Annotated in this window: 23 protein-coding genes and 2 tRNA genes; 8 read left to right on the forward strand and 17 right to left on the reverse strand. The window is 69.7% G+C overall.

The window, feature by feature from the left end; translation table 11 throughout:
- Window positions 1-86 precede the first annotated feature (86 nt).
- Window positions 87-329 (forward strand): hypothetical protein, encoded by a 243-nt coding sequence (locus K4L06_RS16755; protein WP_221672477.1) that lies wholly within the window; start codon window positions 87-89, stop codon window positions 327-329.
- Between the two features lie 7 nt (window positions 330-336).
- Here K4L06_RS16755 and K4L06_RS16760 read toward each other — a convergent pair whose 3' ends face one another.
- Window positions 337-1,014, reverse strand: coding sequence for a TetR/AcrR family transcriptional regulator (locus tag K4L06_RS16760; protein ID WP_221672478.1), 678 nt, complete (start codon window positions 1,012-1,014; stop codon window positions 337-339).
- A gap of 164 nt (window positions 1,015-1,178) precedes the next feature.
- Here K4L06_RS16760 and K4L06_RS16765 point away from each other — a divergent pair, with 164 nt between their 5' ends.
- Together K4L06_RS16765 and tadA are read left to right on the forward strand one after the other, a co-directional pair.
- Window positions 1,179-1,688 (forward strand): DUF1993 domain-containing protein, encoded by a 510-nt coding sequence (locus K4L06_RS16765; RefSeq protein ID WP_221672479.1) that lies wholly within the window; start codon window positions 1,179-1,181, stop codon window positions 1,686-1,688.
- Between the two features lie 175 nt (window positions 1,689-1,863).
- Window positions 1,864-2,358, forward strand: a complete 495-nt coding sequence (tadA, locus tag K4L06_RS16770) for a tRNA adenosine(34) deaminase TadA (RefSeq protein ID WP_343225776.1) — start codon at window positions 1,864-1,866, stop codon at window positions 2,356-2,358.
- A gap of 4 nt (window positions 2,359-2,362) precedes the next feature.
- On the opposite strand, the gene K4L06_RS16775 is transcribed toward tadA, so the two are convergent.
- Window positions 2,363-2,842: a DUF2721 domain-containing protein gene (locus K4L06_RS16775; RefSeq protein WP_221672480.1), complete on the reverse strand. Its 480-nt coding sequence runs from the start codon at window positions 2,840-2,842 to the stop codon at window positions 2,363-2,365.
- 63 nt (window positions 2,843-2,905) lie between these two features.
- Window positions 2,906-3,391, reverse strand: a complete 486-nt coding sequence (locus K4L06_RS16780) for a DUF2721 domain-containing protein (protein ID WP_221672481.1) — start codon at window positions 3,389-3,391, stop codon at window positions 2,906-2,908.
- Between the two features lie 69 nt (window positions 3,392-3,460).
- On the opposite strand from K4L06_RS16780, the gene orn reads away from it, so the two are divergent.
- A complete protein-coding gene (gene orn, locus K4L06_RS16785; RefSeq protein ID WP_221672482.1) occupies window positions 3,461-4,027 on the forward strand; it encodes an oligoribonuclease in 567 nt (188 codons plus the stop codon).
- A gap of 293 nt (window positions 4,028-4,320) precedes the next feature.
- Here orn and K4L06_RS16790 read toward each other — a convergent pair whose 3' ends face one another.
- Both K4L06_RS16790 and ppsA read right to left on the reverse strand, forming a co-directional pair.
- Complete coding sequence (locus K4L06_RS16790; protein WP_221672483.1) at window positions 4,321-5,283, reverse strand: mechanosensitive ion channel domain-containing protein; 963 nt, start codon at window positions 5,281-5,283, stop codon at window positions 4,321-4,323.
- 7 nt (window positions 5,284-5,290) lie between these two features.
- The gene (gene ppsA, locus K4L06_RS16795) at window positions 5,291-7,669 is read right to left on the reverse strand and encodes a phosphoenolpyruvate synthase (RefSeq protein ID WP_221672484.1); all 2,379 of its coding nucleotides are present in this window, start codon (window positions 7,667-7,669) and stop codon (window positions 5,291-5,293) included.
- 132 nt (window positions 7,670-7,801) lie between these two features.
- Here ppsA and K4L06_RS16800 point away from each other — a divergent pair, with 132 nt between their 5' ends.
- From K4L06_RS16800 to K4L06_RS16815, 4 genes are all read left to right on the forward strand, one after another.
- On the forward strand, window positions 7,802-8,623 hold the full coding sequence (locus tag K4L06_RS16800; RefSeq protein ID WP_221672485.1) for a pyruvate, water dikinase regulatory protein: 822 nt from the start codon (window positions 7,802-7,804) through the stop codon (window positions 8,621-8,623).
- A 246-nt stretch (window positions 8,624-8,869) separates the two neighbouring features.
- Window positions 8,870-9,406 carry a DUF1249 domain-containing protein gene (locus K4L06_RS16805; RefSeq protein WP_221672486.1) on the forward strand — a complete coding sequence of 179 codons (537 nt, stop codon included), beginning with the start codon at window positions 8,870-8,872 and terminating at the stop codon, window positions 9,404-9,406.
- Window positions 9,407-9,452: 46 nt separating this feature from the next.
- Window positions 9,453-9,528 (forward strand) — tRNA-Ala (locus K4L06_RS16810).
- A 46-nt stretch (window positions 9,529-9,574) separates the two neighbouring features.
- Window positions 9,575-9,650, forward strand: a tRNA-Glu gene (locus K4L06_RS16815).
- Window positions 9,651-9,844: 194 nt separating this feature from the next.
- Here the strand turns inward: K4L06_RS16815 and K4L06_RS16820 are convergent.
- The 12 genes from K4L06_RS16820 to K4L06_RS16875 all read right to left on the reverse strand — a co-directional run bounded on the left by K4L06_RS16820 (window position 9,845) and on the right by K4L06_RS16875 (window position 19,033).
- Entirely contained in the window at window positions 9,845-10,570 is a 726-nt protein-coding gene (locus K4L06_RS16820; RefSeq protein WP_221672487.1) for an aquaporin, read from the reverse strand.
- Window positions 10,567-10,950: an arsenate reductase ArsC gene (locus K4L06_RS16825; RefSeq protein ID WP_221672488.1), complete on the reverse strand. Its 384-nt coding sequence runs from the start codon at window positions 10,948-10,950 to the stop codon at window positions 10,567-10,569. The genes K4L06_RS16820 and K4L06_RS16825 overlap by 4 nt, the downstream gene beginning before the upstream one ends.
- Window positions 10,947-11,387 (reverse strand): arsenic resistance N-acetyltransferase ArsN2, encoded by a 441-nt coding sequence (arsN2, locus tag K4L06_RS16830; RefSeq protein ID WP_221672489.1) that lies wholly within the window; start codon window positions 11,385-11,387, stop codon window positions 10,947-10,949. The genes K4L06_RS16825 and arsN2 overlap by 4 nt, the downstream gene beginning before the upstream one ends.
- Before the next feature lie 10 nt (window positions 11,388-11,397).
- The gene (locus tag K4L06_RS16835) at window positions 11,398-11,895 is read right to left on the reverse strand and encodes an ArsI/CadI family heavy metal resistance metalloenzyme (protein ID WP_221672490.1); all 498 of its coding nucleotides are present in this window, start codon (window positions 11,893-11,895) and stop codon (window positions 11,398-11,400) included.
- The gene (locus tag K4L06_RS16840) at window positions 11,892-12,233 is read right to left on the reverse strand and encodes a metalloregulator ArsR/SmtB family transcription factor (RefSeq protein WP_221672491.1); all 342 of its coding nucleotides are present in this window, start codon (window positions 12,231-12,233) and stop codon (window positions 11,892-11,894) included. Before K4L06_RS16840 ends, K4L06_RS16835 begins: the two co-directional genes overlap by 4 nt.
- A gap of 57 nt (window positions 12,234-12,290) precedes the next feature.
- Entirely contained in the window at window positions 12,291-12,992 is a 702-nt protein-coding gene (locus K4L06_RS16845) for a hypothetical protein (RefSeq protein ID WP_221672492.1), read from the reverse strand.
- A 67-nt stretch (window positions 12,993-13,059) separates the two neighbouring features.
- The gene (locus tag K4L06_RS16850) at window positions 13,060-13,767 is read right to left on the reverse strand and encodes a hypothetical protein (RefSeq protein ID WP_221672493.1); all 708 of its coding nucleotides are present in this window, start codon (window positions 13,765-13,767) and stop codon (window positions 13,060-13,062) included.
- A 70-nt stretch (window positions 13,768-13,837) separates the two neighbouring features.
- The gene (locus K4L06_RS16855) at window positions 13,838-14,770 is read right to left on the reverse strand and encodes an STM4011 family radical SAM protein (RefSeq protein WP_221672494.1); all 933 of its coding nucleotides are present in this window, start codon (window positions 14,768-14,770) and stop codon (window positions 13,838-13,840) included.
- A gap of 8 nt (window positions 14,771-14,778) precedes the next feature.
- Window positions 14,779-16,137, reverse strand: a complete 1,359-nt coding sequence (locus K4L06_RS16860; RefSeq protein ID WP_221672495.1) for an STM4012 family radical SAM protein — start codon at window positions 16,135-16,137, stop codon at window positions 14,779-14,781.
- Window positions 16,134-16,988, reverse strand: a complete 855-nt coding sequence (locus tag K4L06_RS16865; RefSeq protein WP_221672496.1) for an STM4013/SEN3800 family hydrolase — start codon at window positions 16,986-16,988, stop codon at window positions 16,134-16,136. Before K4L06_RS16865 ends, K4L06_RS16860 begins: the two co-directional genes overlap by 4 nt.
- A 7-nt stretch (window positions 16,989-16,995) precedes the next feature.
- Window positions 16,996-18,096, reverse strand: coding sequence for an STM4014 family protein (locus tag K4L06_RS16870; protein WP_221673670.1), 1,101 nt, complete (start codon window positions 18,094-18,096; stop codon window positions 16,996-16,998).
- Window positions 18,097-18,121: 25 nt separating this feature from the next.
- Entirely contained in the window at window positions 18,122-19,033 is a 912-nt protein-coding gene (locus K4L06_RS16875) for an STM4015 family protein (protein WP_221672497.1), read from the reverse strand.
- Window positions 19,034-19,101 lie beyond the last annotated feature (68 nt).

The raw sequence follows: 19,101 nt of genomic DNA on the forward strand, positions 1-19,101 counted from the left end.
TGTCGATTTCGCGGATTCCGGTTCGTCGTCTGGTTATGAGCCGACCCATGCACCGCGGCCGGCGGTTTCCCGACCTGGAGAGACTCATGGACAGATACCTGCCGATCACCGCGGCGCTGTTGGCGCTGCCACATCTGTTGTCGATCGCAGCGTCCAGCAACGCGCCCACCGCCGCGGCTTCGGCGCACCCCCCGCGCGCGGTGTCGGCGCCTGCCGTCGTCACGGCGGCGCATTGCGCGATGGTTTCGCCGCGTGTGCAAGCTGTTGCGCGCGCGCCCTCGCGCACGGGCGTCGTCGGTTTCGCACAGCAGTCATACTTGCGACGCTGAGCGCGGTTCAGTCGGCCGGCCAGGCGCGCAGCGCGGTGCGCAGCACGTCGCGCAGTTGCGCCGCATCAGCGCCGTCGCGGGCCTGGATCGACAGCCCCTGCACCACGGTCGAGAGGAACTTGGCTAGCGCCGCGGCGTCCGCTTCGGCGGCGACATCGCCCTCGCGCTGGCCGCGCTCGATGCGTTCACGGAAGCCCGCTTCGATGCCGGCGCGATGTGCGGCCAGTTCCTCGCGCAACTGCGCCGCCGTGTCGCCGAAGCCACCGGTCTCGGCCGCCACCAGCATGCAGCCCGAGCGGGTAGGGTGGTCGGCGAATCCGTCTGCGATTGCGTCGAACAGGCGCTCGAAGGCTGCGTATGCGCTCAGGCCGGGCGTGGTCAAGGCTTGCCCGCGCTCGCGACGGAACTGCTGCAGGTACCGTTGCAGCGCGGTGCGGAACAGTGCCTCCTTGCTGCCGAACACCGCGTAGAGGCTGGGCGCGCTGACGCCGACGGCGGCGGTGAGATCGCTGATCGATGTCGCTTCGAAGCCGCGCTGCCAAAACAACTGCATCGCCGTTTCCAGCGCTTGCTCGCGATCGAAGCCGCGGGGGCGACCACGCTGGCGGCGCGCCGCTGGCGCGGTCGTTTCGTCCTCGGTCGAAGCGGCATGGCGGGGGGGCGAAACGAGGTCGGTGCCGGGCACGGCCCCTCTGCCGGATCGCTCCGGATCTGCATCGCTTAATTTCATAGCGATCGATATTAAATTAGTTGACCGGTGCCGTGCAAGCGCTCAGACTCAGACGGCCCGCGCCGTCTCGCGGGTCTTCCGCGACTTCTGTTTCCCCGCCACGCAAACTGGAAACCTCCATGAGCCTTTCGCTCTACGACATCTCCGTGCCCGCGTTCCAGCGCGGCCTTGACGTGCTCTTGCACCTGCTCGATAAGAGCGTCGCCCATGTCCGCGAGCAGGGCGGCACCCCCGCGCAGTTGCTGACCGGCCAGCTGGCGCCGGACATGTACACCCTGATCGGCCAGGTCCAATCGGCAAGCGATGCGGCCAAGTTCGGCGCCGCGCGCCTGGCTGGCATCGTGCCGCCGAGCTTTCCCGACACCGAGACCACGCTGGAGGAATTGCGCGAGCGCATCGCCCAGACCCAGGAATTCCTGCGCACTGTGAGCCCGCAGAGCATGGATGGGCAGGAAGAGCGCGAGATCGTGATCCGTCCCGGCGGTCGCGAACTGAGCTTCGTCGCCCGCGACTACATTCGCGGTTTCGTGCTGCCGAACTTCTATTTCCACCTCACCACCGCCTACGGCATCCTGCGCCACCTCGGCGTGCCGCTGGGTAAGATGGACTATCTGCGCGGCGCAGCCTGAGTGCGTCGGCCGCGCCGCCGCGGGCGCATGGCGCGCGCATTCGCCGCGATCGCTTAGCAGAGTGGCATCGCACGTTCGCATCCGCCCGCGAGTGCGAGGCGGGTGCGGGCGCGGCGCGGCTGCACCATAATCGCGTCCGGGCGTCGCGCGGTGGCGGCGCCGGAGCGCAGAGAACGTGAGCGAGCCCCAGCAAGACGAGATCGACCGCTACTGGATGCGCCACGCCCTGGCGCTGGCCGAACGCGCCGAGCGCGAGGACGACGAGATCCCGGTCGGCGCGGTGCTGGTCTCGGCCGAGGGCGAGGTGCTCGGCGAAGGCTGGAACCGCAACATCGGCAGCCACGACCCCAGCGCCCATGCCGAAATCGTCGCCCTGCGCGAAGGCGGGCGCGCGATCGGCAACCATCGCCTGCTCGGCGCGACCTTGTACGTGACCCTGGAGCCCTGCGCGATGTGCGCGATGGCGATGGTCCACGCGCGGGTGGCGCGGGTGGTGTACGGCGCCAGCGACCCCAAGACCGGCGCCGCCGGCAGCGTGTTCGATCTGCTCGCCGACCCGCGCCACAACCACCGGGTGGAGGTCCGCGGCGGGGTACTCGGCGAGGAGGCCGGCGCGCGCCTGACCGCTTATTTCCGCCGCAAGCGCGGCAAGCCGCCGGCCGGCGCGTGACGCGTCACGGCCGGCGCGGGTTGTCGCGGTCGAACTCGCGCTTCACCTCGGCGTCGAGCATGGTCACGCTCATCCGCGCCTCGCGGCCGAGGTTGACCGAGGCCGCCAGCACCAGCAGCACGCCGCACATCGCCAGCCCGGTCGGCACGCCGCGCAGGTAGCGGAATTCGGTGAACTGGTCGATGCCGATCGCCAGGCTGGTGGCGACGAAGGCGGTCATCGCGCCGTACAGCAACTGCAGGCAGATCAGCACCAGCCGCACCCGCCGCCGGTGCAGGATGATGCGCGCTTCCAGATAGACCCGGGTCGCTTCGTCGCTGGTCGCTTCCAGGGTCGCCAACTGTTGGCGCAGGCGGTCGACGATGCGCGCCAGGCGGTTGTTCGACGACACCAGCAGCGAGGCGGTGGCGGTCAGGAAGAACGCCGGGGTGATCATCGCCGAGACCACGCTGTAGTGCTGGCTCAGTTGCAGCGGGTCGGCCATGGTGGGTTCCGGAGGCGGCGGGAGGGGCGAGGGCGATGACGGGGCAACGGCGGCGGACGCAGATCAGGCGCGCGGCTTGGCCCAGCGCTTCATCGCGCTGGCGTGACCGTGGTCCATCTCTTCGTTGACCGCTTCGACCGCGAGCGCGGATTCGCGCGCCAGCAGCAGGCTGGCGGCGAACATCGCCAGCACGCCCAGCGCGGCCAGCACGGTCGGGATCGCGCCCAGCCGGTAGCCGAGGAAGGCGTCGCCGGCGACGCTGAGGCTGGTGCCGACGAAGAAGCTGATCGCGGTGTACAGCAGCTGGCTGCCGCGCAGGATGATCCGGCTGCGGCGTTTCTGGCGCAGGATGTGGCGCTCGATCAGCTCGCGCTCCTCGGCGTCCTCGGTTTCGGCCAGCTCCTTCAGCAGCACCCGGGCGCGGTCGATGACCCGGGCCAGGCGGTTGTTGGCCGACAGCAGCAGCGAGGCGGTCGCGGTCAGGAAGAACGCGGGGGCCAGCATCGCGGTCAGGATCGCGTAGTGGGCGTAGGCGGCGGTCTGGCTCATTGCGGTGCGCAAGGCGGGGCGGAGGGGCTGTCGGCTATCATGCCGCGACACGGACACGACGGCGAGGCTATGACCGACAAGACTGGGCACGAGCACCGGCTGATCTGGATCGATCTGGAGATGACCGGGCTGGACACCGACCAGGATTCGATCCTGGAGATCGCCACCGTGGTCACCGACGCCCAGCTCAACGTGCTGGCCGAGGGCCCGGAGCTGGCCATCGCCCATCCGCTGGAGCGCCTCCAGGCGATGGACGAGTGGAACCGCAACCAGCACGGCCGCTCCGGCCTGTGGGCGCGGGTGCTGGAGCAGGGGGTGCCGATGGAGGAGGCCGAACGCCGCACCCTGGAGTTCCTGGGCCAGTGGGTGGCGCCGAACGCCTCGCCGATCTGCGGCAATTCGATCTGCCAGGACCGCCGCTTCCTGCACCGCTGCATGCCGCAGCTGGAGAAGTACTTCCATTACCGCAACCTCGACGTCAGCACGATCAAGGAACTGGCCCGACGCTGGGCGCCGGAGGTGCTGGCCGGGGTCAGCAAGGACAGCAAGCACACCGCGCTGAGCGACGTGATGGACTCGATCGCCGAACTGCGCCATTACCGCAGCGCGATGGGCAAGCTCGGCGGGTTGGGCTAGGCGGCCCCTGCTGCCCCCTGTAGGAGCGGCGTGAGCCGCGACAACCGCAGCGGTGCCATACCACGCCGCTCTCCGAAGCCGGCCGCCCCCGTCCAAAACAGCTGAAGCCCGGAGGTCCGGGCTTCGGCTATTGCGCTCGCGTACGTCGCTGCGGTTGTCGCGGCTCACGCCGCTCCTACAGGCGGCGGGCCATGGCTTCGATGGTTGGCGACGGCCTTGTTGGTTCTGCGCGGCCCTTGGTCGCGACTGGCGTCGCTCCTACCCTTGGTTATGCAGGAGACGCCGCGCGTTGCTCAGGGCTTGGGCTTGCCGGCCGGCACCGGCGCGGGCACGTCGCCGTCGTCGGCGATCGACTTGGTCAGCAGCTCGGCGATCGGGCGGCCGTCGGCGTCGTGGTGGTAGACGTGCAGGTCGCGCTGCGGGTAGGGGATGTTGAGGCCCTTGCCGATCAGCTCGTTGCGGATGCCTTCGACCAGGTCGCTGCGGGTGCGCATCAGGTTGGCGGTCTTGACCCAGGCGCGCAGCTCGAGATTGACGCTGCTTTCGGCCAGGGCGGTGACCAGCACTTCCGGCGCCGGGTCCTGCAGCACGTTGGCGTGCGCCTTGGCCAGGTTCAGCAACGTGTCCTTGGCGGTCTTGAGGTCGTCGTCGTAGCCGACGCCGACGGTCAGGTCGATGCGCCGCTTCGGGTTGGCGGTGAAATTGACGATTGCTGCGGTGGTGATCAGGCTGTTCGGCAGCACGATCACCCGGTTGTCGATGGTGCGCAGGCGGGTCTGGAACACGCGGATCTGCTCGACCGTGCCCTCGACGCCGGCGGCCTGCACATGGTCGCCGGCGCGGAACGGGCGCAGCACGATCAGCATCACGCCCGAGGCGATGTTGGACAGCGAGTCCTTCAGCGCCAGGCCGATCGCCAGGCCGGCGGCGCCGAGCACCGCCAGCACCGAGGTCATCGGCACGCCGATCTGCTGCAGGGTGGCGACGCCGACCACCACCACCATTGCCGCGTAGGCGATGTTGCGCAGGAAGCCGCGCAGGGTGACTTCCATGCTGGCGCGGGTCATGACCCGCTCCAGCGCCCGCGACAGGCGCTTGGCCAGCCACAGGCCGATCAGCAGGATCGCCAGGGCGCTGAGCAGGGTCAGGCCCTTGCTCTGCGCCCAGGCGAGCAGCTTGTCGAGGTCGAAGCCGCTGGTTTCCAGCCCCAGCAGGGACTTGGGCACCAGCGCCTGCACCGCGTCCTTTTCGGTCATCGCCGGCTCAGGCCTTGGCCTTCGCCTTGGCCAGGCGCAGCCAGGTGTCGACCACGGTGTCCGGGTTCAGCGACACCGACTCGATGCCCTGGTCCATCAGCCACTCGGCCAGGTCGGGGTGGTCGCTGGGGCCCTGGCCGCAGATGCCGACGTACTTGCCCTTGGCGCGCGCGGCCGAAATGGCCATCGCCAGCAGCTTCTTCACCGCCGGGTCGCGTTCGTCGAACAGCTTGGCGACGATCGCCGAGTCGCGGTCCAGGCCGAGGCTGAGCTGGGTCAGGTCGTTGGAGCCGATCGAGAAGCCGTCGAAGATCTCCAGGAACTCGTCGGCCAGCAACGCGTTCGAGGGGACTTCGCACATCATGATGATCTTGAGCCCGTTCTCGCCCTGCCTGAGTCCGTTCTTCTCCAGCACTTCGACCACGCGGCGGCCCTCGTCGAGCGTACGCACGAACGGGATCATGACCCAGCAATTGGTCAGGCCCATCTGCTCGCGCACCTTCAGCACCGCCTGGCATTCCAGGGCGAAGGCGTCGGAGAAGGACGGATCGACGTAGCGGCTGGCGCCGCGGAAGCCGATCATCGGGTTCTCTTCGTGCGGCTCGTAGCGCGAGCCGCCGATCAGGTTGGCGTACTCGTTGGACTTGAAGTCCGACAGGCGCACGATCACCGGGTGCGGCGCGAACGAGGCGGTGATGGTGGCGATGCCTTCGGCCAGACGGTCGACGTAGAACTGCACCGGGTCGCCGCCGTAGCCTGCGATCTTCTCGTCGATCTTCTTCTTGGTCGCCGCGTCCTGCGCCGAGTACTCGAGCAGGGCCTTGGGATGGATGCCGATGTGGCTGGCGATGATCATCTCCAGCCGCGCCAGGCCGACGCCGGCGTTGGGCAGCATGGCGAAGTCGAACGCGCGCTCCGGGTTGGCGACGTTCATCATCACCTTGAGCGGCGCCGGCGGCATCTTGTCCAGATCGGCGACGTGGCGCGCGAACGGCAGGGCGCCGTCGTAGATGAAGCCGGTGTCGCCCTCGGCGCAGCTGACGGTGATGGTCTCGCCGTCCTTGATCGTGTCCAGTGCATTGCCGGTGCCGACCACGGCCGGCACGCCGAGTTCGCGGGCGATGATCGCGGCGTGGCAAGTGCGGCCGCCGCGGTTGGTCACGATCGCGGCCGAGCGCTTCATCACCGGCTCCCAGTCGGGGTCGGTCATGTCGGCGACCAGCACGTCGCCGGGCTGGACCCGGCTCATGTCGTCCAGGCTGCGCACCACGCGCGCTACGCCGGTGCCGATCTTCTGGCCGATCGCGCGGCCTTCGGCGATCACTTCGCCGCGCTGTTCGAGCTGGTAGCGCTCGATCTGGGTCGCCTTGGCGCGCGACTTCACCGTTTCCGGGCGCGCCTGGACGATGAACAGCTTGCCGCTGACGCCGTCCTTCGCCCATTCCACGTCCATCGGGCGGCCGTAATGCTTTTCGATCACCAGCGCCTGCTTGGCCAGCTCGTGCACGTCGGCGTCGTCGATCGAGAACTTGACCCGCAGCTCGGCCGGGGTGTCCTCGGTGCGCACGCGCTCGCCGGGCTGCTCGGAATAGACCATGCGCAGCTGCTTGGCGCCCACGGCGCGGCGCAGGATCGCCGGCTTGCCCTGGGTCAGGGTGGGCTTGTAGACGTAGAACTCGTCGGGGTTCACCGCGCCCTGCACGACCATCTCGCCCAGGCCGTAGCTGGAGGTGATGAACACCACGTCGCGGAAGCCGGACTCGGTGTCCAGGGTGAACAGCACGCCGGAGGCGCCGACGTCGGAGCGCACCATCAGCTGCACGCCGGCGGACAGGAACACGTCCTCGTGCTTGAAGCCGTGATGCACGCGGTAGGCGATGGCGCGGTCGTTGTACAGGCTGGCGAACACTTCCTTGACCTTGTGCACGACGTCGTCTTCGCCGGTCACGTTGAGGAAGGTTTCCTGCTGGCCGGCGAAGGAGGCGTCGGGCAGGTCTTCGGCGGTGGCCGAGGAGCGCACCGCGACCGCGACGTCGCCGCCGCCGTTCTCCGCCGACAGCTGGCGGTAGGCGGCGCGGATGTCCTGGTCCAGGTCCGGCTGCAGCGGCGCGTCGATCACCCAGCCGCGGATCTCGCCGCCGGCCGCGGTCAGCGCCGGCACGTCCTCGACGTCGAGCGTGGCCAGCTTGTCGTAGATGCGCTGGTGCAGGTTGTTATGGGCGATGAAGGCCTTGAAGGCCTCGGCGGTGGTGGCGTAGCCGCCCGGCACCGAGACGCCGAGGTTGGCCAGGTTGCCGATCATCTCGCCGAGCGAGGAATTCTTGCCGCCGACCCGGGCCAGGTCGTCGAGGCGTAGCGCATGCAGCCAGAGGATGTTCTCGTTCAAGACACACAATCTCCGAGGGGGGCGGGGACGCGTTCGCGGCCAAGACCGCTATGATCGCCCGGGCGTCGGGTGCATACAAGCTTGATCCGGCGGGCTTTTTCGTATTGGCGCGGTATACAGACGAGGTGATCGATGGCCGGGACCCGACCCGTTTTCTACGTTTCCGACGGCACCGGCATCACCGCCGAGACCATCGGCCACAGCCTGCTGACCCAGTTCACCGAGACCCGGTTCGTGACCGACCGGATCCCGTTCGTGGACAGCGTGGAGCGGGCCCAGGAGGTGGCGGCCAAGATCCGCGAGGCCGCGGTGGAGCACGGGGTCCGGCCGGTGGTGATCAATTCCTGCATGGACGGCGAGGTCGGCGCGGCCCTGGCCGAGAGCGGGGCGCTGATGCTGGACGTATTCGCGCCGTTCATCGAGCCGCTGGAGCGTGAGCTGCACGAGACCCGCCAGCGCCGGATCGGCCAAGCCCACGGCCTGGTCGACTTCGACACCTACCACCGCCGCATCAACGCGATGAACTTCGCCCTGACCCACGACGACGGCGCCAGCATCGACTACGCCGAGGCCGACCTGATCCTGGTCGCGGTGTCGCGGGCCGGCAAGACCCCGACCTGCGTCTATCTGGCCCTGCATTACGGCGTGCGCGCGGCCAACTACCCGCTGACCGAGGAAGACCTGGAGCACGACCGCCTGCCGCCGCGGCTGCGCCCCTACCGCAACAAGCTGTTCGGCCTGACCATCGACCCGCTGCGGCTGCAGCAGATCCGCCAGGAGCGGCGGCCGAATTCGCGCTATGCGCAGCTGGAGACCTGCAAGCGCGAGGTCGCCGCGGCCGAGATGATGTTCCGCGCCGAACGCATTCCGACCCTCAGCACCACCCATACCTCGATCGAGGAGATCTCGAGCAAGGTCATGACCACGCTGGGCATCCACCGCGAGATGTTCTGAGCGACGAGCGCGCGCCGCGCCCGCGCGTTTCGCCGCGGCGGGCGCCGCTGCGCGCATGCGCGGTCGCTCGCGGGGCGAGCCGGGGAGGCGAAGGGGAGGCGAAGGGGAGGGCGATGCTGAACGGGGCGGACGCCGGCAGTCGCTCGACGGTCCGCGAAAGCATCGCGAAAGAGCCTATAAATTAAGGGTTTTTCGCGATTCCGTCAATCCTGCCGCGATCCGCTTCGGGCGTGTAGGATCGCGAGCATGACCTCGTCCGCTTCCCGTCTCGCGCGCATCCCTCGGCTCAGCCGTTTCGGCTGGCTGATGGGTTTGTACGCGGAGAACCATGCCCGCCTGCAGCGTTTGTTCGCACCGGCCGAACTGGCCCGCGGCGTCTATCTGTCCAGCGTCGGCGACGGCCTGGACCTGCGCCTGGACGTGCTCGAGCAACATCGCTACACCACCGAGCTGCGCCTGACCTACGCATTGCAGGATCCGCTGACCGGCGAGCCGGATCCGTCCGCGTTCTTGCGCCTGTATCACGACGCGCACCAGGTCGAGGCCACGCACTGCTACGTCGGCCGGCGCTGGCAGGACGTGATCGGCATGTATCCGCCGCCGGCGGAAGTGATCGGCCACCGCATGCGCATGAATACTTTCCTCGGCAAGTGGCTCGAGTATCTAGCCGAACGCGGTCATGGCATGACAAGATTGCGCCCCGTCGAACTCGACCCGGCGTCGCCCGATCCGCTCGGAGCAGGCCACACCGGAGAGGGCAAAAATTCAGCGATGACCGCTTGACGACTTCGCTGAACGCCCGCTAAGATGTTCGTCTTTCCAGCACAGTGGGGCCATAGCTCAGCTGGGAGAGCGCTACAATGGCATTGTAGAGGTCGCCGGTTCGATCCCGGCTGGCTCCACCACCTTCGAATCGAAAGGGTTTCGAAGGGCGGCTGATAATCCAGTTTTGTCCCCATCGTCTAGAGGCCTAGGACATTACCCTTTCACGGTAGCGACCGGGGTTCGAATCCCCGTGGGGACGCCAAAAGCAAACGAATCGGGGCTCGGGAAACCGGGCCCCGATTTGTTTTTGCGTTCGGGTTTCGCGGCGCCTCGATAATCTTTGCGGGACTCGGGACTCGGGACTCGGGAATCGGGAATCGGGAATCGGGAATCGGAGCGTCGGGCGGGTTAGAGCGGCTCGGATCGGGGCGCTTTAGGCGGCCCCGATCCACTCCGTTACCGGCTGCGCGACGCCGCTGGGTCGTCGAGACGCGTATCGGCCTGCACCACAGCGTCCGTTGCAGACTGCGCCGGCAGCAACGCGCGCGCCAATGCCAGCCCGACGCCCAGACCGACGCATTGCGCGGCGACGAAGCCGGCCACGTCCTGCGGGCGGATGCCGGCAAAGGTTTGGGTCAATGCGCGCGCCATGGTCACCGCGGGGTTGGCGAAGCAGGTGCTGGCGGTGAACCAGTAGCCGGCGAAGACGTAGGCCGCGACCAGCGCCGGCACCGCCGCGGGGCGGTGGCGCAGGCCGAGCAGGATGGTCAGCACCAGGCCGGCGCTGGCGACCGCTTCGCTGAGCCATTGCGCGGCGCCGCTGCGCGGTTGCGTGCCGGGTTGCCACAGCGGCAGTTCGAACATCGCGTGCGCCAGCAGCACGCCGGCGATCGCGGCGACGAACTGCACCGCGACGTAGGCCAGCGCTTCGCGCGTGCCGATGCGGCCTTGCAGGCGCATCGCCGCGGTCGCCAGCGGATTGAAGTGCGCGCCGGAGATCGGCCCGAGCACCGCGATCAGCGCGTACAGCGCCGTCGCGGTCGCCGCCGCGTTGGCGAGCAGGGCGACGGCGTCGTTGCCGGCGGACAGGCGCACGCCCATGATCCCCGAGCCGACCACGGTCGCGAGCAGGGCGGCGGTGCCGAGGAACTCGGCCAGCAGTTTGCGCGCGAGCGGGTTCACAGGCTGGCCAGCAGGGCTTGCACGCGCGCGGAAATCTCGTCGCGCACGGCGCGGTAGCCGTCGTCGTCCAGGTGCTTGGGATCGGGCAGGCCCCAGTCCTCGCGTCGCTGGGCCGGAATCCACGGGCAATCGTCGCCGCAGCCCATGGTGATCACCGCGTCGAACTCGCCGTCGACCTGGTCCAGCGATTTGGACGCGTGCGTGTTGAGGTCGTAGCCGAGCTCGGCCATGAACTGCACCGCCTTGGGGTTGATCCGGCCGGACGGCGCCGAGCCGGCGCTAACGGCCTCGACCGCGTCGCCGCCGTGGATGCGGGCGAAGGCCTCGGCCATCTGGCTGCGGTTGGAATTTTCGATGCAGACGAACAGCACGCGTTTCACGGGCGGTCTCCGAGATCTTTTTGCATGCACGCGGCGCTGGCCGGGCACAGCGAGCGGAATTCGGCGCTGTCGCGCAGCGCCGGCGGGGCAAGGCGGCGTTCGACCAGCGCGTAACCGCGGCGGGCGAAGAACGGCTGCGCGGTTTCGGTCAACAGCAGCAACTGATGCAGGCCGCGTTCGCGCGCCTGGGTTTCCAACGCTTGCACCAGGGCGTCGCCGACGCCGCTGCCACGGTGCTCCTCGCGTACTGCCAGCGAGCGCAGCAAGCCGGCCTGCGCATAGGCTTCCAGGCCGATCGCGCCGATCACGCGCTCGGCTTCGACCGCGACGATGAAGTCGATGGCCGCGGTGTCGAGGCCGGCGATCGGCAGCTTCGATTCGATCAACAGCGCGCGCACTTGCGCGCGCTCGTCCGGGGTGCAGGGACGCAGTCGCATCGGCGCGCGCTCAGCAGCAGCCCGAGCGCGGCGCGCAGCAGCTCGCGCCTGCGGCCTGCTGGGCCGGCGCCGGCTTCATCGCCGCCGGGTCCGGCGTGCAACTGGCGCCGTCGCTGGCGCAGGCCGCGCCGGCGCCGTGGTAGCTGGTGGCGTCGCCGAAGGTGTGGAAGCTCTCCCAGCGGGTGCCCTGCGGGTCTTCGGTCCACAGCTTGTCCGAGCGCGCGTAGCAACACACCGCGGCGCCTTCCGGCACCACGCTGCCGCCGGCGGCGTCCAGGCGCGGGCCTAGCGCGGCCAGCTCTTCGGCGCTGTCGACCTGCAAGCCGAGGTGGTCGACGCCGGGCGCGCGGCCGGTGGCGGAAATGGCGAAGTTGATCCGCGGGTCTTCGAGCATCCACTTGGCGTAGTCGGGCTTGAGCACGCTCGGCTCGGTGGCGAACAACTCGGTGTAGAAGCGCAGGCTGGCGGGTAGGTCGGCGACGTTCAGATGCACGTGGAAGCGGTTCATGACGAGGCTCCGGTGGGACGCGGCGAGCAGGACTGGGCCGGGCCGCAGGCGGCGGATCCGGCGCAGCAGTTTTCGGTGAGGTAGGCGAGCAGGGCGTTCATCTGCGCGTAGTGGGCGCGGACCCGGATTACCCTGCCTTCGCGCTGGTCCTCGACCAGGGCGGCGGCGCGCAGCACGTTGAGGTGGGCGCTGAGGGTGGCCGGCGGCAGGCCCAGCCGTTCGCGCAGCTCGCCCACGGACAGCCCTTCCGGGCCGGCCTGGACCAGTTGCCGGAAGGCGGCGAGGCGGGATTCGTGGCTGAGCGCGCCTAGGGCGCTCAAGGCAGCTTGGGTGTCCATAATTCCAATATTCCGGAATTATGGAATTGTGTCAAGCGGGCCGTGTGGGCCAGCCGGTCAGGCGCTGTCCCGATGGTCTGGCCGGGGCGGCAAACCGATCCGAGCGCGAGCCGGATTCGGTTCGACCGCGGGCGCTCCGGGCGCTGCCGGTGGCACGCTCGGGCCGAATCCGCCGGGCGAGAGCTTCGCGCTCAAACGCAGCAGGGCGTCGTCGTCGTGCACGATCGCTGCGATTTCGCCGCTCAGAACCAGAAAGCTGTCGGCGAAGTCGAGCGTGGCCAGGGATTCGTTCGGGTCGTAGCCGGTCTTCTGTCGCACCAGCAGTTCGTTGCCGGCGTGGGCCAGGCTGTTGAAGATGCCGGCGCGGCCCTCGCAGTCGGTGGCGAACTGCGCCAGCTGCGGATAGACCTGTTTTCGGCTGCGAAGCGAGCGGGTGAAATCGCTGAGGTCCGGCTTGAGCCGGCCCTGGGCCAGCTTGGCCAACTGATCGGGAGCGGCGGCGTAGACCAGCCACAAGGCGCGGAACACGGTTTCGATCAAGGCGCGCAGCAGGGTCAGCGCGGCGGCGTTGCGGCCGTCGCCGACCGCGGCGGCGATCGCGGCCTGGTATTCCAGGGCGAGTTCGAGACAGCTGTGGGCGACCGAATAGCGTCCGCGCGGCGGCGCCTGCAAGCGGGCGAATTCGGCGGCGTAGCGCCGCTGCAATGCCTCGGTCCGGCGTACGCGTGCGGCCAGCTCCGGCTCGGCGGTGTGGGTCATCAGGCGGTACGCGAAAGCGCTGCGGCGTGCGCGGCCCGCAATGCAGGCCACGCGCGCCGTCGTCGCATCACTCGGCGTTCTTCGGCGCCTGCGCCGACGGATTGAGCATGCCGTCGGTGACCACATCGATGGCCTCGGCGAAACTGCCGGTCATCCACGGCTTGCCGTCGCCGCCGTACAGGTCGATGCGGCCTTCGACCGTGCGCTGCGCGGCCGGCTCGTCCAGCGCCTTGCGGTAGGCGGCGAAGCCGTCGAGCAGGGCCTGGGTGCTCATGCTCGCCGGGTCGCCCTTGTCGGCCATCATCTGTTCCAGGCCGCCGTTCAGCGCCGGCACCTGGCAGCGGTAGGTCACCGTGGCGATGGTCTGGCCCGGCTGAGCCTCGTTCGGCCGCTGCTGGTTCGACACGCCCTTGCACTGGGCGCGCGCGACCGCATTGGACTGGCTCTTCATCGCCGCGACGATCGCCGGCTTGGCCTGGGCCGGATCGACCTTGGGCAGCGAGCCGAGGATCGAGTCGGCGAAGGTGGCGTACGAGTCGTCCAGGGTCTTCGGCGCCGCCGCCAGCGCGGCCAGGTCGAGCGCGTCCTCGCCGCCGAAGGCCGGCTTGAGGTAATCGTTGAGGCGCTTGCCGGCCTCGCCGTCGTGGGCCAGGGCGACGCGCAGGTACAGTTCGGCGACCTGCTCGGGCGCGAGCGCGGCCGGAGCGGCCAGCGCGGGCGCGGCGCAGGCGGCGAGGGTGGCGGCGAAGAGGGCGGTGCGGGTCCTGCGGAGCATGGGGGCGTCCTTGTCGGAGGGAAAAGGCGGCGGCGCGGTCGCGCCGACGCAGCGGCGAGAGTACCTCAGCTCAGGCGCCGGCCGGCGTCGCCGGCACGCGTTCGAGCACGCCGTCGGCGTAATCGCGCAGAAACGGCAAGTCCGGGCGGTGCGCGTAGCCGATGTAGCAGTCGCAACGCGCGTTCGGGCAGGCGCGCGGCCGCAACTGGGCGGCGTAGCTGCCGTCGTAGAGGTTGCCCAGCGATTCGGCGACGAAGTGACAGCGGCGTACATTGCCGTCGCCGTCGACCGAGATCACGCTGTCGCCGGTCAGGCAGGGCGCGCCGAGACTGGGCGCGGGGTCGAGGTTGTAGCGGAAGTGCGGGTCGATCCGCTGCAGGCGCTCGACCTGGGCGGCGTCGTAGTAATCCGGCGGGCGCGGGTCGAAGGCGTTGAGCCACATCGGCGTGCGCGCCGGCAATTGCGCGCGCAGCGCTTCGATCTCGTCCAGGTCTTCGCGCAGCGCGACCATGCCGACGCTGTGGCGCACGCCGCGCCGGTCCAGCTCGCGGCAGCGGGCGAGAAACGCGCCGCGTGCGACCTGGCTGGGATGATAGGTGCACCACAGCGCCAACCGGCGGGTGTCGACCGCGTCTAGCCAGCGCATGCCGACGCACAGGTTGGTCTGGATCGCGACCCGGCGCAGCTGCGGCAGATGGCTCAGCGCGGTCAGCGCGTCGCGGTAGTGGCGGCGCACCAGGCCCTCGCCCCAGGGCGTGAACAGGATCGACAGCGGCCGCTGTTGCCGCCCGGCCCAGTCGACGAAACGTTGCAGGTCCTCGGCGTCGCGGCGCAGCGCGCTGCGGCTGTCGTAGGCCTTGGCGAAGGGGCAGTAGCTGCAGTCGTAATTGCAACTGCTCAACCGGCCGCGGTACAGCACCGACAGATGGCCCGGCGCGGCCGCGTCGGCCGGCGCCGGAAAGCGGCCGCTGGCGACGAGGCGGGCGTGGTCGTGGGCGTGCATGGCGGCGCTCAGTCCAGCCGGTAGTCGCGCATGCGCTCGGCGACTGCGGACGACACCAGCCAGGGGCCGATGGTGTCGGCGCGGGCCATGCCGGCCTCGGTCAGGGCGATCAGTCCGTCCTGCGCTTCGGCCAGGCCGAGTTCGAACAGTTCGGCCAACTGCGGCAACTGCTGCAGGCAGTCGGCGCCGAAGCGCGCGCGGTAGTCGGCGCGGTCCAGGCCCGGCCGCACCAGCAGCGACTGGATCGCATGGCGGCGCCGGCGTTCGTCCTGGTCCAGGGCGATGCCGTAGTCGGCGTACGCGAACGAAGCCTCGTCGCGGGCCAGATAGTGTTCGAGGATCTCGGCCACGCTGCGCCGGGCCACCCCGTACTCGCTGGAGTAATGCACGCCGCCGGTGTAGGAGCGCGCGCCGCAGCCGATCCCGACCATGCCGTCGCTTTGGCAGCAATACACCGGCGCGGCGGCGTCGGGCGCGTGCGGGGCGCGGAACATGCGCATCGACACCTGGGTGTAGCCGGCGGCGAGCAGGCGCGCGCGGCCGGCTTCGTACAGGGCCAGGCGCGGGTCCAGCGGCTCGGCCTGCACGGCGAAACCCGGCTTGCCGCGCTTGCCTTCGATCCGGCCCAGCCCGGTCAGCGGGCGCACGTACAGCGGATACAGGTAGATCTCTTCCGGCTTATGCGCCAGCGCGCTGTCGATCGAGGCGACGAAGCTGGCCGCGCTCTGGCCGGCGATGCCGTAGATCAGGTCCAGGTTGAGCGTCGGCACGCCTTGTTCGCGGATGCAGGCGATCGCGGCTTCGACCACCTCGCGTTGCTGCGGCCGCACCAGCGCGCGCACTTCGGCCTCGCTGAAGCTCTGGATGCCCATGCTGACCCGGTCGATGCCGGCGTCGCGGCACAGGCGCAGTTTTTCCGCATCGACGGTTTCCGGCGAGACCTCGATTCCGGCCGGGATCGAGCGCAGATCGATGTTGGCGTGACGCGTCACCATCTCGAACACCCGACCGAGCTGGGCGGCGTCCAGATAGCTCGGAGTGCCGCCGCCGAGGGCGAAGCGGACGAAGCGGTGCTCGCCCAGCGCCGCGGCGGTGGCGCGCAACTGGCGTTCCATCTGCTGCAGATAGGCCTCGACCTGGGCCGGCGCCGGCCGCGCCAGCGCGAACAGATTGCAGAAGCCGCAGCGGTAGGAGCAGAACGGCACGTGCAGGTACAGGAACAGCGCCTCGCGGCGCTCCGCGGCCCACAGCTCGCTCAGCGGCCGCGCCGGTTGCAGCGGACGGTAGGCGGTCTTGTGCGGATACGAGTACGAATACGCCTGATAGGGCGGCAGCTGCAGCAGGTCGGCGAGAGTCGGGGCGGTCATGGATCGAGCAGGAAATGCGCGTAGGGCACGGTCATCACCGTGTCGTGGGCGAGGCGGTGGCCGTGGTAGCCGTCCTCGCCGTAGGCGGTGCCGTGGTCGGAGCAGACGATGGCGAAGGCGCCGCCGCGTTCGCGCAGGACGGCGAACAGCGGCGCCAGCGCGGCGTCGACGTAGCGCAGCGCGGCGCAGTGGCTGTCGTAGCCGTCGCGGGCCGCGTCGGGCAGGTAGTGGCGGTTGGGCTGGTGCAGGGCGGAGACGTTGATGAAAGCGAAACAACGCCGCTCGCTCAGCTCGGGGCTGCGCAGGCGCTCGCAGGCCAGCGCGACCTGGCGCTCGGTCGAGTCCGGCGCGGTCACGCCGAAGCCCGGGTTCCAGTGGCTTTCGTCGAACAGGCCGGGGAACTGCGAGCCGAGCGGGTTGCGCTTGTTGAAGAAGCCGACCCCGCCCAGGCACAGGCTGTAGTAACCGAGGTCGCGCAAACCCGAAACGATGTCGGCGCGACCGCGCAGCACGCAGGTGCGCGCGTCGGTGGTTTCGCTGCCCTCGAACTCCAGCGCGAACAAACGCGGATGCGGTCCCGGCCGCGCCGGAGTCGGCAGGAAACCGGCGAAGAACGCCGCGTGCGCGGCATAGGTGAAGCTGCCGGGCGTGTGCCGGCGCTCCCAGCCGTCGGCCGGCAGCAGCGGCCCCAGCACCGGCAGTTCGCCGCGCTCGTAGCATTGCTGGGCGGCGTCGTAGCGCAGCGTGTCGAGAGTGATCAGCAACAGGTCGCGGCGGCCGACGATGGCGCGCATGTCGGGCGCGGCGGGGTCGAAGGCGACGGCGTCGGAACGGTCGGTGTGCAAGGTCATGGTCGGATCAGGCGGCGGCCAGCGGCGCGCTCGCGGGCGCAGTCAGCATGGCCTGGTCCTGGTAGGCGTCGCGGCCCTGCCAGAGCAGTTGCGGCAGCAGGTCGCCGAAGGCGTTGGCTTCCAGCACCCAACTGCGGCGTTCGCGCAGGATCAGGTCGAAGCCGATCATGCGGCTGCGCGGGAATGCTTGTGCGGCGCGTTCGACCGCGGTCTCCAGGGCTTGGGTCTGCGCCGGGTCGAGCCAGTCCTCGATCGCGCCGCGGCGGTTGCCCAGGTGCAGGTTGGTCAGCGGGCTGCGGCTGACCCGGGCCACGCGCTGGCGCGCGCGGCCGTCCAGCGCGAGCGCGCGCAGGTCGTAGTGCGCGCCGGCGTCGTCGGGCGCGCGCGGCTTGGCGATCCAGCGTTCGGCGTAGGCGCCTTGCGCGGCCAGGGCGTCGATCAGGCGGGCGATCCGCAGGCCGTCGGTGTAGCGGCGCGGGCGCAGCGAGTTGTACAGGCGCAGGCCGCCGTCGCGTTCGACCGCTTCGACCGAGCCGTAGGCGACCTCGCGGCCGTCGCGATGGCGGCGGTAAGCCAGCACGCCGGCGCCGGAGGAGCCGTAGCGGGCCTTGACGAAGACCCGGTCGCATTCGGCCTGGTCCAGGCGCCGGCGCAGCGAGTCGTAGCCTTCGATCGCGCCGAGCAAGGGCGGCACGCCGACGCCGGCGGCGATCAGGCGCTGCTGGCAGACGAGCTTGTCGCTCATCGCGGCGATGTCGGCGGGCGGGTTGAGATAGCGCGGCGCGTCCGGCAGGCCGGCGAGCAGATCGGCGAAGCCGGCGTACCAGTGCTGCTGATGCGCCAGTTCGCCGTGTTCCAGCACGGTCGGCGCGGCGCCGGGGCCGCCGTGGCGGTGCCAGCCGCGTTCGATCAAGGCCGCGTGCAGGGCCGGCGCTTCGCCCGGCGATTCGAGCTTGACCAGCGCCTGCGGATGCGCGGCCAGCGCTTCGGCGGCCAGCTCGGGCCGTTGCAGCAGGTTGGCGTAGTCGACCACCGCCGCATCCAGGCCCTGCGCCTGCAGGGCCTGTCGCAGTCCCCGGATCCGCCGGCTGTCGCGCGGACCGAACAGCAGCCAGGGACGCGCCGGCACGGGCTTACTCGGCGACCGCGACGTAACGCTCGCCGTCGTCTTCTTCTTCGTGCTCTTCCAGCACCACGGTGCACGGCAGCGCGGCCAGCTTGGCCTGCCATTCCGGCGAGATGTAGTGGTGGCTCAGGTCGATGCGTTCGATCGAGCCCAGGTGCGGGCTTTCGCACAGCGCCTGCGCGCCGACGTCGCCGATCGTGCCCAGCGACAGGTCCAGGGTCTGCAGCGTGGCCAGCCACGGCTGTTGCGCCAGCCACACCGCCAGTTCGTCGGCGATGCTGGCGTTGCGCAGGCCCAGGTAGCGCAGCTGGCCCGGCTGCAGCGAGGCCAGCAGCCGTTGATAGGTGTCCAGATTGCCGTCGAAGCCGTAGTCGTCGCTGCCCAGCCACAGTTCCAGGTGGCGCAGCGCCGGCAGCTTGGAGCCGGCCAGGGCGTCGACGATCTTCGACGGCAGGCCGCCGCATTCGATCGCCAGTTCCTGCAGCTGGGCGTGGTCGAAAGCCTGCAGTTCCAGGTTGCTGGAGCCGCGGATGCGCAGCGATTCCAGTTGCGGGTAGGCGGCCAGCAGCGGGTTGTAGGCGGCCTGGATGATCCAGGAGATCTCGCAGTCCTCGTAGGTCATGTCGCCGACGAACAGGCCCTTGAGCGCGCCGAACTCGGCGCGGCGCTCGATCAGCGCGTCCAGATAGCCGGTCGGGCCTTCGTCGTGGGCCTCGCTCCAGGGGCCGATCACCAGCGCCTGGATCGAATCCGCCGGCACCTGCGTCAGCAGCTCGGCGAACAGCTCGCCCTGGCTCTCTTCGCTGTCGTAATCCTGGTGCAGGCGGTAGACGACGTCGCCGCCCTCGGCCTGGCCGCCCTTGCTGAAGTTGACGATGCGCTTGCCGCGATAGAACTGCGAATACTCGCCGATGGCCACGGTAGGCCTCCTTGCCGAAATTGGATCAAGCATACCCGTGCGCGGCGACCGCCGTCACGGTGCGGCGC

The organism is Lysobacter sp. BMK333-48F3, from assembly GCF_019733395.1.
In the GTDB taxonomy this organism is placed as follows: Bacteria; Pseudomonadota; Gammaproteobacteria; order Xanthomonadales; family Xanthomonadaceae; genus Lysobacter.

Bases quoted from the DNA above. Each gene is read 5' to 3' on its own strand.
- K4L06_RS16755 (WP_221672477.1), top strand. From the start codon at position 87: ATGGACAGATACCTGCCGATCACCGCGGCGCTGTTGGCGCTGCCACAT.
- K4L06_RS16765 (WP_221672479.1), top strand. From the start codon at position 1,179: ATGAGCCTTTCGCTCTACGACATCTCCGTGCCCGCGTTCCAGCGCGGC.
- K4L06_RS16775 (WP_221672480.1), bottom strand. From the start codon at position 2,842: ATGGCCGACCCGCTGCAACTGAGCCAGCACTACAGCGTGGTCTCGGCG.
- K4L06_RS16780 (WP_221672481.1), bottom strand. From the start codon at position 3,391: ATGAGCCAGACCGCCGCCTACGCCCACTACGCGATCCTGACCGCGATG.
- orn (WP_221672482.1), top strand. From the start codon at position 3,461: ATGACCGACAAGACTGGGCACGAGCACCGGCTGATCTGGATCGATCTG.
- K4L06_RS16790 (WP_221672483.1), bottom strand. From the start codon at position 5,283: ATGACCGAAAAGGACGCGGTGCAGGCGCTGGTGCCCAAGTCCCTGCTG.
- K4L06_RS16800 (WP_221672485.1), top strand. From the start codon at position 7,802: ATGGCCGGGACCCGACCCGTTTTCTACGTTTCCGACGGCACCGGCATC.
- K4L06_RS16805 (WP_221672486.1), top strand. From the start codon at position 8,870: ATGACCTCGTCCGCTTCCCGTCTCGCGCGCATCCCTCGGCTCAGCCGT.
- arsN2 (WP_221672489.1), bottom strand. From the start codon at position 11,387: ATGCGACTGCGTCCCTGCACCCCGGACGAGCGCGCGCAAGTGCGCGCG.
- K4L06_RS16835 (WP_221672490.1), bottom strand. From the start codon at position 11,895: ATGAACCGCTTCCACGTGCATCTGAACGTCGCCGACCTACCCGCCAGC.
- K4L06_RS16840 (WP_221672491.1), bottom strand. From the start codon at position 12,233: ATGGACACCCAAGCTGCCTTGAGCGCCCTAGGCGCGCTCAGCCACGAA.
- K4L06_RS16845 (WP_221672492.1), bottom strand. From the start codon at position 12,992: ATGACCCACACCGCCGAGCCGGAGCTGGCCGCACGCGTACGCCGGACC.
- K4L06_RS16850 (WP_221672493.1), bottom strand. From the start codon at position 13,767: ATGCTCCGCAGGACCCGCACCGCCCTCTTCGCCGCCACCCTCGCCGCC.
- K4L06_RS16855 (WP_221672494.1), bottom strand. From the start codon at position 14,770: ATGCACGCCCACGACCACGCCCGCCTCGTCGCCAGCGGCCGCTTTCCG.
- K4L06_RS16860 (WP_221672495.1), bottom strand. From the start codon at position 16,137: ATGACCGCCCCGACTCTCGCCGACCTGCTGCAGCTGCCGCCCTATCAG.
- K4L06_RS16865 (WP_221672496.1), bottom strand. From the start codon at position 16,988: ATGACCTTGCACACCGACCGTTCCGACGCCGTCGCCTTCGACCCCGCC.